14 protein-coding genes and 1 pseudogene are annotated in these 12,635 nt (G+C 55.3%); 7 read left to right on the top strand and 8 right to left on the bottom strand.

Going from position 1 to position 12,635, the window contains the following annotated elements:
• Window positions 1-20: 20 nt before the first annotated feature.
• Both I6E39_RS00795 and I6E39_RS00790 read right to left on the bottom strand, forming a co-directional pair.
• Complete coding sequence (locus tag I6E39_RS00795; protein WP_235379399.1) at window positions 21-3,179, bottom strand: DEAD/DEAH box helicase; 3,159 nt, start codon at window positions 3,177-3,179, stop codon at window positions 21-23.
• A gap of 41 nt (window positions 3,180-3,220) precedes the next feature.
• A complete protein-coding gene (locus I6E39_RS00790; protein ID WP_235322142.1) occupies window positions 3,221-3,439 on the bottom strand; it encodes a helix-turn-helix domain-containing protein in 219 nt (72 codons plus the stop codon).
• Window positions 3,440-3,841: 402 nt separating this feature from the next.
• On the opposite strand from I6E39_RS00790, the gene I6E39_RS00785 reads away from it, so the two are divergent.
• The 6 genes from I6E39_RS00785 (at window position 3,842) to I6E39_RS00760 (ending at window position 6,838) form a co-directional block, all read left to right on the top strand.
• Window positions 3,842-4,585, top strand: coding sequence for a hypothetical protein (locus I6E39_RS00785; RefSeq protein WP_235379398.1), 744 nt, complete (start codon window positions 3,842-3,844; stop codon window positions 4,583-4,585).
• 335 nt (window positions 4,586-4,920) lie between these two features.
• On the top strand, window positions 4,921-5,181 hold the full coding sequence (locus I6E39_RS00780) for a hypothetical protein (RefSeq protein WP_093369099.1): 261 nt from the start codon (window positions 4,921-4,923) through the stop codon (window positions 5,179-5,181).
• 5 nt (window positions 5,182-5,186) lie between these two features.
• Window positions 5,187-5,516 carry a plasmid mobilization protein gene (locus tag I6E39_RS00775; protein WP_235379397.1) on the top strand — a complete coding sequence of 110 codons (330 nt, stop codon included), beginning with the start codon at window positions 5,187-5,189 and terminating at the stop codon, window positions 5,514-5,516.
• 228 nt (window positions 5,517-5,744) lie between these two features.
• Complete coding sequence (locus I6E39_RS00770; protein ID WP_235379396.1) at window positions 5,745-6,131, top strand: replication initiator protein A; 387 nt, start codon at window positions 5,745-5,747, stop codon at window positions 6,129-6,131.
• The gene (locus tag I6E39_RS00765) at window positions 6,118-6,519 is read left to right on the top strand and encodes a cysteine-rich VLP protein (RefSeq protein WP_235379395.1); all 402 of its coding nucleotides are present in this window, start codon (window positions 6,118-6,120) and stop codon (window positions 6,517-6,519) included. Before I6E39_RS00770 ends, I6E39_RS00765 begins: the two co-directional genes overlap by 14 nt.
• 142 nt (window positions 6,520-6,661) lie before the next feature.
• On the top strand, window positions 6,662-6,838 hold the full coding sequence (locus tag I6E39_RS00760) for a hypothetical protein (protein WP_177343401.1): 177 nt from the start codon (window positions 6,662-6,664) through the stop codon (window positions 6,836-6,838).
• Between the two features lie 129 nt (window positions 6,839-6,967).
• On the opposite strand, the gene I6E39_RS00755 is transcribed toward I6E39_RS00760, so the two are convergent.
• The 3 genes and pseudogenes from I6E39_RS00755 to I6E39_RS00745 all read right to left on the bottom strand — a co-directional run.
• Window positions 6,968-7,171, bottom strand: coding sequence for a type II toxin-antitoxin system Phd/YefM family antitoxin (locus I6E39_RS00755; protein ID WP_235379394.1), 204 nt, complete (start codon window positions 7,169-7,171; stop codon window positions 6,968-6,970).
• 43 nt (window positions 7,172-7,214) lie between these two features.
• On the bottom strand, window positions 7,215-7,826 hold the full coding sequence (locus I6E39_RS00750) for a helix-turn-helix domain-containing protein (RefSeq protein WP_235379393.1): 612 nt from the start codon (window positions 7,824-7,826) through the stop codon (window positions 7,215-7,217).
• Window positions 7,827-7,831: 5 nt separating this feature from the next.
• A pseudogene (locus I6E39_RS00745) lies at window positions 7,832-8,161 on the bottom strand (sigma-70 family RNA polymerase sigma factor); the annotation flags it as partial.
• 145 nt (window positions 8,162-8,306) lie between these two features.
• On the opposite strand from I6E39_RS00745, the gene I6E39_RS00740 reads away from it, so the two are divergent.
• Window positions 8,307-8,654, top strand: a complete 348-nt coding sequence (locus I6E39_RS00740) for a YerC/YecD family TrpR-related protein (protein ID WP_235379392.1) — start codon at window positions 8,307-8,309, stop codon at window positions 8,652-8,654.
• A 55-nt stretch (window positions 8,655-8,709) separates the two neighbouring features.
• On the opposite strand, the gene I6E39_RS00735 is transcribed toward I6E39_RS00740, so the two are convergent.
• The 3 genes from I6E39_RS00735 to I6E39_RS00725 form a co-directional block, all read right to left on the bottom strand.
• Window positions 8,710-9,486: a histidine racemase CntK family protein gene (locus I6E39_RS00735; protein WP_235379391.1), complete on the bottom strand. Its 777-nt coding sequence runs from the start codon at window positions 9,484-9,486 to the stop codon at window positions 8,710-8,712.
• 71 nt (window positions 9,487-9,557) lie between these two features.
• Complete coding sequence (gene hutH / locus I6E39_RS00730; protein ID WP_235379390.1) at window positions 9,558-11,123, bottom strand: histidine ammonia-lyase; 1,566 nt, start codon at window positions 11,121-11,123, stop codon at window positions 9,558-9,560.
• Window positions 11,124-11,257: 134 nt separating this feature from the next.
• A complete protein-coding gene (locus tag I6E39_RS00725; protein WP_235379389.1) occupies window positions 11,258-12,565 on the bottom strand; it encodes a Na+/H+ antiporter family protein in 1,308 nt (435 codons plus the stop codon).
• Window positions 12,566-12,635: the final 70 nt, after the last annotated feature.

The following is a 12,635-nucleotide window of genomic DNA, read 5'->3' as shown; positions in this document are numbered from 1 at the left end:
CTTAAATCATGCCAAGTATGTCAGCCTACTACCAACTTATTTGTCTTCTTCAAGAACTTCGCCGGGATCGGGCGGTCCAGCTGCCAGGTGATATTCATCGGCCTGCTGCCCGTATGCTTCACGTAGTTCGCCGTGCCCAGATAGGTGTACGCTTCCGCACCGCCGGTCATACGGTCCGACTTAAACTCACGGACAAACAGCAGCACCCTGCTGCCGCGTTCCTTGTGGTGGATATAGCGCTGACCGGTGGACGAATTCTCCGCCGTGGTGCTCTGGCTCTGCCAATGGAACAAGCTCTCATTGATGGAATAATCGTTGTACATGGTGGTTGGCGAGTAGTCCTTGTCCGCCTTGTTCAGCGTCACAAAGAACACATCGATGTTTTTCTCCGGCAGCCACTTCACGCCCTCACGAACGGTGGACGGCTTCATAAAGTCCAGCGCTACCAAGAGCTGGTCGCGGGTATAGGTGCAATGCAAATCCAGAGGACAGTCAAAGCCCAGGTCAACCGGCTCGTCGATGAAGTCGATCTGCTCGAAGCGGTAGCGCAGCAGTTCCAAGAGCTCGCCGAGCAGAACCGTGCTGTCAGACAGGGCATAGAGGTTACTAAGCACCTCTTCGTCGTCCCAGTCCTCCACAGCCTTACCCCAGACGGTGATGTAAAACATTTGCATCATCCGCTTTTCCACATCCGGAAGCGCTGCAAAATCAAGGTTGTCCAAACGCGGAAGGACGTCCAACAGGAACGAAATCCAGCGGCGAGAATCAACCACGGCGAGCTTTGCAAACGCTTTGGTCAGGATGTCCTCCAGCGGTTCTGAAAAGTCCTCGATGGCATCCGCTCTGGCACAAATGCGAGAAAAGGAGGAAAACTTGTAGATCGCCCGTGGGTCAAGATGGTAGTGATCCAAGAAGTTTTTGAGCGTCAGCTCCAGCCCACTGTCCTCCGCAAAGGAGGCTGCGCGAGCCACCAACCCAGCCGTATTGCCATAGGAAGCGCGGATATTCTCCAAAATGTATTTGGCCGCCTTCTTCTCCAGCTGGATATAGCAGCCCTTGGGGACTGACACAAAACCATCCTTAATTTCACGGCTCACGCTGCGGGTGGTATTCGACAGCAGCGCCGCAAACTTATCTTCAAAATTGTATTTTCTATTTGCCTGACCGATGAAGTCCAGCACGGTCAGACATTCCTTGTCCTCGGATAGACGCAGACCACGTCCCAGCTGCTGCAAGAAGATCGTCAATGACTCCGTGGGACGCAGAAAAAGAACAGTATTGACTTCCGGAATATCTACGCCCTCGTTATAGATGTCCACGACGAAGATAAACCGCACCTCGCCGGACACCAAGCGCCGCTTTGCCGCCGCTCTTTCCTCGTCCGAAGATTGCCCGGTGAGGCACATGGACGGAATGTTGTGGTCGTTAAAATAACGGCACATAAATTCCGCGTGATCTACCGTCACACAGAAGCCGAGACCCTTCACCTCGTCAATGTCCGTCACATATTTCAGCAGTGCCGTCACCACATGGTCGGCGCGGCGGTCGGCAACCGCCCCGCTGAACGTGTAGATGTGCTCCAGCTCGCTCTTTTGGTAGCCACCGGCGGACCATTTGAGCGCATCCAGATTCACCGTATCGGTAACGCCAAAATACTGGAACGGGCACAGGAGCTTTCGATCAATGGCTTCCGGCAGACGGATCTCAGCGGCGATACGATTGTTGAAGTAGGGCAGGATGTTCTTGCCGTCCATACGCTCCGGAGTAGCGGTCAAGCCCAGCAGGATGCGCGGCTGGTAGTAGGACAAGAGCTTCTGGTAAGTCGGCGCGGCGGCATGATGGAATTCGTCCACGATGATGTAATCGTAAAAATCGGGACTCGTCTTTTCCGTGAAGCTCTGTGAGTTGAAAGTCTGGATGGACAGAAACAAGTTGTCGATGCTCTCCGGCTTATAGTTGCCCACAAACAGCTCACCAAAGTTTGCGTCCTTGAGCACGGCGCGGAAGGTGTACAAGCTCTGCTTGAGGATTTCCTCTCGGTGCGCCACAAACAGCAGGCGGCAGGGTCTATCCGGATTCTGCTTGCGGAAGCGCTTGTAGTCTAAAGCAGAGATGACCGTCTTGCCGGTACCGGTGGCGGCTACCACTAGATTGCGAGTATAACCTCGGACGGTGCGCTCCGCCTCCAGCTTGTCCAAAATCTCCTGCTGGTAGGAATAGGGGTTGATGTCCATGGTGTAGACGTCGGCATTGTTGGTGTCGAAATATTTTTCCGCTTTCAGCGCATAGGCCAGACGCTCTTTCTGTCCCTCATCATAGTACTCAAATTCCCGGTCATTCCAGTAATACTCGAAGGTAGCGGCGATCTTGTCGATGGTTTCGGGTAGGTCGCGCCGCGTTACTTTTGTGTTCCATTCCAACCCGCTAGTCAATGCCGCATTGGACAGGTTGGACGAACCAACATAAGCCGTCGTAAAGCCGGTTTCACGGTAAAAGATATATGCCTTGGCGTGGAGCCGGGTCGTCTTGGTGTTGTAGCTGACCTTGATGTGTGTATTGGGCAGTTTTCGAAGCTCCTCAATGGCTTTTACATCGGTAGCGCCCATATAGGAGGTGGTGATGATACGGAGCTCGCCGCCGCTATGCGTAAACTCCCGCAGCTCGTCCATGATGAGCCGTAGGCCGCTCCATTTGATGAAGGACACCAGCATGTCGATCCGGTCGGCCGAGACGATTTCCTTTTTGAGCTCTGTAAACATCTGCGGCTCATGCACTGCGCCGGTGAATAGGGAACTCTGTGCGATGGAGGTTTCCGGGCGCTCTATGTCCGCCGCTGTTTTCCCCACCGCCAGCCGCGGGTCGGTCTCCCGTAAAAGCGCAAGAAGCTGCTCTGCCCGCCGGTCAACGCCCAACGCAGCAAAGTCAGCTTCTTGCGTCGTATTTTGAATGAGCTCAACGATCTGGTTGGTCAGCCCGATCTGGGCAGAAATATCCCCGCCGTTGTCCAGCACGTTATCCAAGCCCTTTTGAACCACATCCGCCAGATACTGCGCCAGCACCTTGGAGGCTTCCGCCTTGTCAATGGGTGCAACAGACTTGCGAGCCTCCGGAATCTCCACAAGCTCGCCCGTCAAGGCATTGTTGATGACTTGTTCGTATAGACCGGGATGTAAACTCATTGCTTCTTTCTCCCTAAATCAAGATGATTATAAAATGAATATTAGCTTATAGAACAATTATCCGGAACGAAATCCATGATATCACCAATATTGACGTTGAGCGATGTACAGATCTTATTGAGCACCGTAAGTGTGACTTCCTCATCGCGCCTCAAGCGGGTCATGGTATTTGGCGCAATCCCAGCAGCTTTTCTCAAATCCGCTTTGCTCATTTTTCTATCAACAAGTAATTTCCAAAGCTTGTTATATGAGATAGCCATTTTCCTACCTCCAACTACAAATGTTGACATAATTATACGCCATCCAAAGTCATAAAGCAAGAGACTTTCGCATCACATTGCGAAAGTCTCTTGCCGTAGTTCATGGACATTATGCGGTCTGAAGCACCAGCTGTTTGTGTTGCTCTTGTTATCATCTCATTTCTCTGATTATAACTGAATAACCGAGGTTTATCAAAAACACAGGGTTTGGGATCATCCCAAATGATAAAATGCACGCTTGGACGGAGGGGGCAGCGCGTGCATTTTTCCGGTGTGTACGGACACCGGATGTGCTTGCTATTCTTCAACATTCCCTGATCCGCGTTTTTCAAATTGTCCTGTTTATCGGCCGCACTCTATGATATACTGATAGCAAATCACACGGATGGGAGGGGCCTATGCATGGCAGTCAAACGCGTTTTTGCCGGTTACTATAAACGATACGACGGCAAGCGGATCTACGTTGTCCGCGTGGTAAAAGATATCGATACCGGCGAAGCTGTTGTGATCTGCAAGGATGCCAGCTTCATCCGGGAAGGCAATGAGGAATACTACACCATTCGCCTGGAGTCCTTCTGTGAGCAGGTGAATGTGGATGGTATTCTTAAAGATAAATACATCCGTCAGACCCGGCGCGAGGTCGAACCGGAAATGATCGGAGAAGTAACAGAGGACGGCTTTCCGGAACCCAAGCGCAAGCCCTTTGTGTATATCCCTTGCGAACAGGACGAACGCCACATCCGGCGCAGTAAAACGTACTATGAATACGCCAAGGACATCTGTGAAAACTACCGGATGGATCTGCGGCGGTACAAGCTGATCCGGGAGCGCAAGCAGTACATCGGTGTATCAGGCCGTGAAGCTTATCAAGCCATGTGCGAGGACCTTGCCTTTGCTCAGCAATCCCTCAAAACCGTGCTCAATGATTACGCCGATCTGTTTCGGAAACGCTTTTCCGAGGGACTGTCCATCCGCAAAACGGCTGAGGCCATGCACATGAATCGCGGCGCAATCGAGCGTCGGCAGATTGCACTCTATCGGGCGTTTGCTCAGCTTTTGCAGCAGCGGGACGAGGCAGACGGCGTCTGCCGGTTGATGCAGAAAACTGAATACGACCAAAAGGACATAGAGGATTTGCTCGAATAATTGATGCAAAAAAGAAGCGTTTGTCGTAGTGGCAAGCGCTTCTTTTTTGTCCTTGTTATGACAGAACCGTGACGCGCCGCATCATTTTGTCCGTTGAATAGTGAGAGGACCTTTTGGAGCGAGAGTGCAGGAGGAGGCCTCCATCCTCAAAACTTTTTTCGGACAAAACCGGAAAATGTGTCCGTTGGTTATATAGAGGACCTTCTGTACGTCCGGAATTTTTTCAAGCCACCTGACAAACGGTCAAAAATTGTCCGTGGGATGGTGAAAGGGAAACCAATCCATCCAAACCCGCCCTTCAAACAGAGATTTTCAAAATCGAAAGGAGAACCACTATGATCACTTACTACAACCACACCCACATGACTGCTGTCCCCACCCGCCTCCTGCTGGATACGAACCTCTCCGCAGAAGCCAAGCTCACCGGCGCGCTCTTGTACACCTTCGAAGACGGCGGTCTGAGTGCTCAGGAACTTGCAAATGCTCTGACCCTTCCGCCCGAAAAAGTTGCTCCGGTTTTTGCTGAACTCACCGGCAACGGCTATCTGGAAATTCTGGAAGAAAACGGTGCCTTCGGGCTGCACCTGAAGGGGTGATTCTCATGCCAGACCGCACGCGCCCCATCCGCAAGGAAATCTGCCTGAACGAGCAGGAGCTGAATCTCATCCAGCACAAAATGCGCCAGCTGGGGACGCACAACTTCGGGGCGTATGCCCGGAAGATGCTGATCGACGGGTACATCATCAAGGTGGACTACACCGAGCAAAAGAAGCTGGCTGCCACCGTCAGCAGAGTCGCCTCGAACATCAACCAGATTTGCCGCCGCATCAACAGTACCGGGCGCTGCTATGAGGACGACGTTGCCGAGCTGAAAGCGCGGCAGGCCGAGATCTGGGAGCTGCTGAAAGCGCGGCAAAAGGACGAGCTTTGACCACAACGGGATTTTCCGTGTGTGGGTTTTCCGTCACCGGTTTTCCGGACGGTGGACAAGCTGACGCTCCGGAGCGTTCCGCAACCGGATTTCAGGACGACGGTTTTCGTGCCTTCCATCGGGGCTGAAATTCATTCTCTAACTAATAAGAAATAAATCAAGATACAAGAGAATCAATCTATCAATCCAATCAATACACCTGATGGGATGGATGGGATAGGAGGTCAGATGAAAACTTTTTGCAAGCTCACGACGCAGAGCCCAGCGGCGTCCTATGTGCCGCTTCCAAGGTTCCTTCTCCAAGACGAAGCCCTGCGGGACATCAGCAACGACGCAAAGGTGCTCTACGCTCTCCTGCTGGACAGAGCCAGCATCTCCCGGCAGAACGGCTACGTTGAGCCGGACGGCACAATTCGGCTGTACTTCACCTTGGAGCAGGCGCAGACGAAGCTCCACCGCAGCCGCCAGAGCACCACGCGGATCTTCCGGGAGCTGGAATACAGCGGCTTGATCGTTCGACGCAAGCAGGGCTTGGGCAAGCCTGCGCTCATTACGCTGAACTACCCAGCGGATGCAAAGCTTATCGCAAAGGAGGGCGAAGATGCACAAGCTTGACCCCATCGAGCGGCTGCCGGATGGCACGCTCTTCCGCTTGACGCCAGGACAGCTCCGCAGCGTGCGCGGCCTTACAAGGCGCTGCTGTAACTTCTTGGATGGCGACTGCCTGCTGCTGGACGGTGTCTGCCCGCAGTACATCTCCCGCAGCCTGCTTTGCCGGTGGTTCCGCCGCGCTGTACTGCCCCAGCAGCCCAAGCTGGAACAGGCCATTCTCAGCCCCAAGAAGCTGCGCCGCTGCGAAGTCTGCGGCGCGGGCATTCTCGCCCGCGCCGGCAGGACAAAATACTGCCCCGCCTGCGCCAAGGAGGTTCACCGCCGGCAGAAGGCAAAATCCGCCCGTAAACGGCGCACGGGCGTAGACAATTTGGGGGCGAAAAGCCCTTGAACTGCAAGCATTCCCGCACCGCCAAAGCCGCGTGGCAATACGATTTCCCTCGCGGCCGCGAAATCGAGTTCTATCTGTCTACATAAGCGCCGGAACACACGCATAGATTGAAGCAGAAAATGCTCTGGAAAGGAGGGCAGCCATGGAAGTATTTCTGATCTTCCCGAAATCAAAGCAGGCGCAGCAGGAGCTTGGGCAGGAGCTGGCGAAGTTCCAGTCCGAGCAGGCGCTGAAATCCATCCAAAAGCTGCCCTGTTCCACGGAGCAGAAGCTGGAACTGGTGGACGCAGCCGTGAAGCATCTGAAAGCGCAGCAATAATACATAGCAAACGAGCAGGCCAGCATTGAACGCCGGTCTGCCCGTTTTTCATATGTTTCTCGCTGAATTTGGCCCCACAAGGTTCATGTGGAGCTGCGCGATGGCTTCAACCTCCCGCTGAGTGCAAGGTCAGTCACGCTGATAGATTGCCTCCAACCGTTTTCTGGATTCCTCCAACGTGTAGGCAGGTGCGCCGGAAAGCCGAGCGGCCTCTGCTGCCTCCAGCTTTGCGCGCAGCTTCAAGGTTTCCTCACGCTGTTCGGCTTTTTCATGCGCCAGATCAGAGACCATGCTGTAGTCGTTACACAGTGCAGTCGAAGATTTAATAATCATGGGTCTGTATCTCCTGAATGATTCTGTAATAATTCTATCGGAATTATTCACGGCTTTCAAGACTCTGTTTGAAATACTTCTCCCATGTGGATTTGAAAATCTGCTTGCGGTTTTGCTCCCAATGCTTGAGATTTCCAAGGCTGACGCCCAGCTTGTCCGCATATTGTTTTTGCGTCAGCCCCAGTTTCGTTCGGATTGCCTTGATCTGGTTGCCCTGACCATTCCTCAGAAATAGATTGTAGTCATCCAGAAGCGTATCGACCGGCACTTCAAAAAGCTGCGCGATTTTCTCCATGTGCTCCGGCGGATAGAGGTCTTTGCCGTATTCCTCATAGTGGACATAGGTGCTCCGGTCTATCCCGGCGTAGTCTGCAACGTCTCTCTGCCGCAGTCCTTTCTGGTATCGAAGCCAGCGCAGCTTGTCCGCTGTTTCGGTGATTTCCGAGAAGTCCGGGAACTGCAAATTGAACTTTTCTGCGTCCTGAAACTTGTGGGGCAGCACCACTGGAAACTGAAGAATTTGGAGAGGGACTACTTTTACCGCACCCGATATATTGGAAATCAAAATATAGCAATGGACTCCCACTCTCGCCAGCAGGCGCCATTTTGCCCCAAAAGGTTCATGGTTTTCTACCTCAACTGCCGATTGTTCCACTGCGATAGCATAGCATTTTCAATACATCGGCTGGCATAAGTGGCCAACCGCACATTTTTATCTGCTTTAAAGGTGGAGATTCCTTTGATCAGCCCAATGGTCCCGATAGAGATCAGGTCATCCTGATCCCCTGACTGGGCATAATACTTCTTCACAATGTGGGCCACCAAGCGCAGGTTATGCTCCACCAGGATATTCCTGGCCTCCAGATCTCCTTGAGCGCACCTGCTCAGGTACTCCTGCTCCTCGGCCGCCTTTAGGGGCCGCGGGAAGGATCCGCCGCCCCCGGACAGGCGGAGGGTAAAAAAAAGTCCGTTTATCATCAGGTAGATCATCGGTGACAGCACTGGGCAACACCTCCGATTCACTCTATTCCCGCCGGGCCCGTCCTTATTCTTTTTGCTTTTTACCTGCATTTTTGCTCGACAACCATTTAAAAATTTGGTAGAATCAACGTAACGCATATGAGGAGGGCTTTTTATGTCACATCTACGCATCAACCGCACAGAGTCCATCGACCAGCTCTTTCAGGCCCTGCTCTCACTGGAAAATGCTGAAGAATGCTACACCTTTTTCAGCGATCTGTTTACGGTCCAGGAGGTGACCGCCTTCGCCCAGCGGCTCCAAGTCGCGCGACTGCTGAGAGAAGGAAACACCTACGAAATGATCCGCAGCCAGGTTCCTGTCAGCAGCTCCACCATCACCCGAATCAACACAGAACTGCGTTACGGCTCCGGAGGTTATGAGATGGTCCTGAACCGTCTGGCCCAACAGGATGAGAAGGATCCAGACAGCTCGGAGAGCGAAACGCTCCATTCCAGGCTCTGATCCACAAACAAAAAGATATGGCCCGCGGAAATTCCGCGGGCCATATCTTTTTTCTTCAGATCTCTACTTCCACGGGCTGCTCCAGACGGACCGGTCCGCCGATATAAGCGGCGATTTCCTTGCCGCCTTGGCGGACCACAGTGGCCCGGACCACGCCGGCAGGCTGGACATACTCGCGGGAAAATTCGCCATCGGGCGCTCCCTGGCTCTGAGCCACCGCCGAGGCCAGAGAACCGGACCCGCAGCTTCCTTCCCAAACCAGGCTATTGGCGGCAGGCACCTTTACCAAAGGCGTCATCTTTCCATCACCCAGGAAAATGACGCCGTAGGCGTCCAGGCCCTGGATGTCCCGGAACAGGGGCTCGGCCTTCTCAAAGAACTCCACACTGGGCTCCACCCCTTCCACTACCAGGTGAGCGATGCCCCCAAGGTGGACCAGAGTGCCTTTGTGTCCCTCCACCTCTTGGGCAGTTACCGACTGCGGCAGAGGCATCTCGGACCGGGAGGTCCCGGCGGCCAGATCCACGTCCACGTTCACCAAGTGGTCACAGCCGCTGGCTTCGATCCGGACTCGGGACAGCCCGCCCTTCTCCTGAGCAATGAGCATGCCAAAGGCGCGGGTGGCATTTCCGCAGAACTCACCGCCCATCATCTCCATATGGCCATCGGCCTCACCGGTGGGCGGGCAGTAAAAGCCCACCTGCTCAGCCTTAAACTCCTCAATAGCCATCAACTGCTCGGCAATCTTGCCCCGCTGCGCCTTCTCCACCGGGTCGAGAACGAACAGCGTGATATTGCCCGCCGGGTCGGCGCGCAGAACATTCAGTTTCATGGCGGCTCCTCCTTTAAAAAAACCCCAGGGAGTTGACTCCCTGGGGATATTGGGTTTGACGGCTGTACGGCTTAGTACAGGTCGGGGATGAACTGGCGGGCGATCTCCAGGATCTCGCCGCTGTACACCATCTTCTTGACGGCATCGATCTCGGGCCAGATCTCACGGTCCAGATCGTAGAAGGGGACCTCCTTGCGCACGCGGTCATAAATGGCCTGGTGCAGGGGGGTAATGCCCTGGCCGTGGGTATTCAGCTTACGACGGATGTCGATGGCCTGGCAGGCAGTCATCAGCTCCAGGGACAGAACGTCCAGGGTGTTCTTGACGATCATGCCGGCGGTACGGGCAGCGGTGGTACCCATGGACACGATGTCCTCCTGGTTGGCGGAGGAGGGGATGGAGTCCACGGAAGCGGGATGGGCGTAGATCTTGTTCTCAGACACCATGGAAGCGGCAGCGTACTGCACGATCATGTAGCCGGAGTTGACGCCGCCCTCGACGGTCAGGAAGGGGGTCAGGCCGTTGGACAGAGCGGCGTTGACCATACGCTCCAGACGACGCTCGGAGGAGTTGGCCAGCTCGGAAGCGGCAATACCCAGAGTGTCGAAGGGAATGGCCATGGGCTCGCCATGGAAGTTACCGCCGGAGATAACAGCCTCGTCCTCCAGGAACATCAGGGGGTTATCGGTGACAGCGTTCAGCTCGCGCTCAGTCTTGTCCAGGACGTACTCGATAGCGTCGCGGCAAGCGCCGTGCAGCTGGGGGATGCAGCGCAGAGCGTAAGCGTCCTGCACACGGTCGTTCTGGCAGTTGTCAAGGATCTCGGAGCCTTCCAGCAGCTTGGCCATGTTCTCGGCGACCTTCATCTGGCCGACCTGATGACGGACCTGGTGGATACGGGGATCAAAGGCGTTGCGCAGACCGGTCAGGGCCTCAAAGTCCATGGAGCCGATGATATCGCCCAGCTGAGCGGCGCAAATGGTGTCGTACAGAGCCAGAGCGCCCACGGAGGTCATGGCGCAGGTGCCGTTGGTCAGGCCCAGGCCTTCCTTGCTGACCAGAGTATCCAGGGTCTTGATGCCGGCGGCGGCCATGGCCTCAGCACCGGTCATCTCAACACCGTTGTACCAAGCCTTGCCCTTGCCCAGCAGAGGCAGAGACATGTGGGCCAGAGGAGCCAGGTCGCCGGAGGAGCCCAGAGAGCCCTTCTGGGGGATGATGGGGGTGACGCCCTTGTTCAGCATCTCGATCATCATCTGGACCAGGAGAGGACGGACGCCGGACACGCCCACGCACAGAGCGTTGGCACGCAGCAGCAGCATGCCGCGGGCAACCTCAGGCACATAGGGATCGCCCATGGCGGTGCAGTGGCTGATGATCAGGTTGGTGGACAGCTGGTTGGACATCTCGGCAGAAACAGCGACCTTCTGGAAGTCGCCGAAACCGGTGGTGATGCCGTAAGCCACGCGCTTCTCGGCGGCGATCTTCTCGGCCAGGGCGCGGGACTTCTCCATGGCCTCCAGAGCGGAGTCGGCCAGCTCGACAGTGGCGCCGTAACGGGCGACAGCAACGAAGGTCTCCAGGTTCAGGTCATGACCAGTCAGAACGACATGCTTGATTTCCTTAGGATTATACATTTCAGTAATGTCTCCTTCCTATTGTACGATTACGGTTTGGTGGATGGAACAGACGCAGGGAAAGAACTCCACGCCCGCCCATCGGGCGGGCGTGAGTTTTGGGATTTCAGCAGATCAACTTATCTATCTCCGAATCAGAGGAACTGGGAGATAACGATGGCGCCGATCATCAGGGCGATATTATAGTGGATAAAGGTAGGCACGCAGGTATCCCAGATGTGGTCGTGCTGACCATCGGCGTTCAGACCGGACGTGGGGCCCAGGGTGGTGTCGGAAGCGGGGGAGCCGGCATCGCCCAGAGCGGCGGCAGCGGACATCAGGATAGCGGTAGCGGCGGGGGAGAAGCCCATCTTCATGCAGAGGGGCACATAGATGATGGCGACGACGGGAACGGTGCTGAAGGAGGAGCCGATACCCATGGTGACCAGCAGGCCGATCAGGGTGATAACGGTAGCGGCGATGATCTTGTTGCCGCCCATGATGGAGACAGCGGCGTTGACCAGAGCGTCAACAGCGTTGGTGGCTTTCATAACCTCAGCATAGCCGCCAGCCACCAGCATCACGATGGCGATCATGCCCATGATCTTGATGCCGCCGGCAAACTGCTCGTCGATCTTGTTCCACTTCACAGCCTGGCCGATGAACATGACCAGCAGACCGCCCAGAGCGGCCAGGGACAGGCTATCGAACTTGACCTGGATCACAACCACGGCCAGGATGGCCACGATGGTCACCCAGTGGGCGACGGTCATGTGGTCGGACACAGCATCGGACGCCTCGGTGTTGATGGTCAGATTCTTGTACTCACGGGGCTTGCGGTAGGTGACGAAGATAGCCAGCAGCAGGCCAACGAGCATGCACAGGCCCAGCATCCAGTTGAACTTGGCCACTTCGCCCACGGTGATGGCCATGCCGTTAGCGGTCATGTTGTCGGCGATGATGCCCATGAAGATAGCGCCGAAGCCGAAGGGGATGGAGATGTAGGGGGCCTTCAGGCCGAACGCCAGAGAGCAGGCGGCGGCGCGGCGGTCGATCTTCATCTCATTCATCAGAGACAGCAGGGGGGGAATCAGGATGGGGATAAAGGCGATATGTACGGGGACCAGGTTCTGGGACAGGCAGGCCACGGCGGCCAGGATGACCAGCATCAGCTTGCCCTTGCCGCCCATGATCTTGGACAGCTTCTTGGACAGCATGTCGGCCAGGCCGGTGGAGGCAATGGCGGTGGCAAAGGTACCCAGCAGGACATAGGACAAAGCGGTGTTGGCGTTGCCGCTGAAGCCGTCACACAGGATGCCCATGGCGTCGGGGATGGAGATGCCGCCCAGCACAGCGCCGACCATGGCGGCGATGATCAGGGACATCAGAACGTTCAGCTTGAGCAGACACAGGACGCACAGAACAACGACAGAGACCAGGACCGGGTTGGTTAATAGTGCCATAACAAACTCCCTCTCTTCAATTTTTCCGTTGATACAATTCTTTTCTTCTCTTAGGGGGTTGCGCTTGTGA

Source organism: Pseudoflavonifractor phocaeensis (genome assembly GCF_021531375.1).
Classification (GTDB): domain Bacteria; phylum Bacillota; class Clostridia; order Oscillospirales; family Oscillospiraceae; genus Lawsonibacter; species Lawsonibacter phocaeensis_B.
This window is presented reverse-complemented; position numbering and strand designations above follow the sequence as displayed.

Bases quoted from the DNA above. Each gene is read 5' to 3' on its own strand.
- I6E39_RS00785 (WP_235379398.1), top strand. From the start codon at position 3,842: ATGGCAGTCAAACGCGTTTTTGCCGGTTACTATAAACGATACGACGGC.
- I6E39_RS00755 (WP_235379394.1), bottom strand. From the start codon at position 7,171: ATGATTATTAAATCTTCGACTGCACTGTGTAACGACTACAGCATGGTC.
- I6E39_RS00765 (WP_235379395.1), top strand. From the start codon at position 6,118: ATGCACAAGCTTGACCCCATCGAGCGGCTGCCGGATGGCACGCTCTTC.
- I6E39_RS00770 (WP_235379396.1), top strand. From the start codon at position 5,745: ATGAAAACTTTTTGCAAGCTCACGACGCAGAGCCCAGCGGCGTCCTAT.
- I6E39_RS00735 (WP_235379391.1), bottom strand. From the start codon at position 9,486: ATGAAACTGAATGTTCTGCGCGCCGACCCGGCGGGCAATATCACGCTG.
- I6E39_RS00760 (WP_177343401.1), top strand. From the start codon at position 6,662: ATGGAAGTATTTCTGATCTTCCCGAAATCAAAGCAGGCGCAGCAGGAG.
- I6E39_RS00790 (WP_235322142.1), bottom strand. From the start codon at position 3,439: ATGGCTATCTCATATAACAAGCTTTGGAAATTACTTGTTGATAGAAAA.
- I6E39_RS00775 (WP_235379397.1), top strand. From the start codon at position 5,187: ATGCCAGACCGCACGCGCCCCATCCGCAAGGAAATCTGCCTGAACGAG.
- I6E39_RS00795 (WP_235379399.1), bottom strand. From the start codon at position 3,179: ATGAGTTTACATCCCGGTCTATACGAACAAGTCATCAACAATGCCTTG.
- I6E39_RS00725 (WP_235379389.1), bottom strand. From the start codon at position 12,565: ATGGCACTATTAACCAACCCGGTCCTGGTCTCTGTCGTTGTTCTGTGC.
- I6E39_RS00780 (WP_093369099.1), top strand. From the start codon at position 4,921: ATGATCACTTACTACAACCACACCCACATGACTGCTGTCCCCACCCGC.
- hutH (WP_235379390.1), bottom strand. From the start codon at position 11,123: ATGTATAATCCTAAGGAAATCAAGCATGTCGTTCTGACTGGTCATGAC.
- I6E39_RS00740 (WP_235379392.1), top strand. From the start codon at position 8,307: ATGTCACATCTACGCATCAACCGCACAGAGTCCATCGACCAGCTCTTT.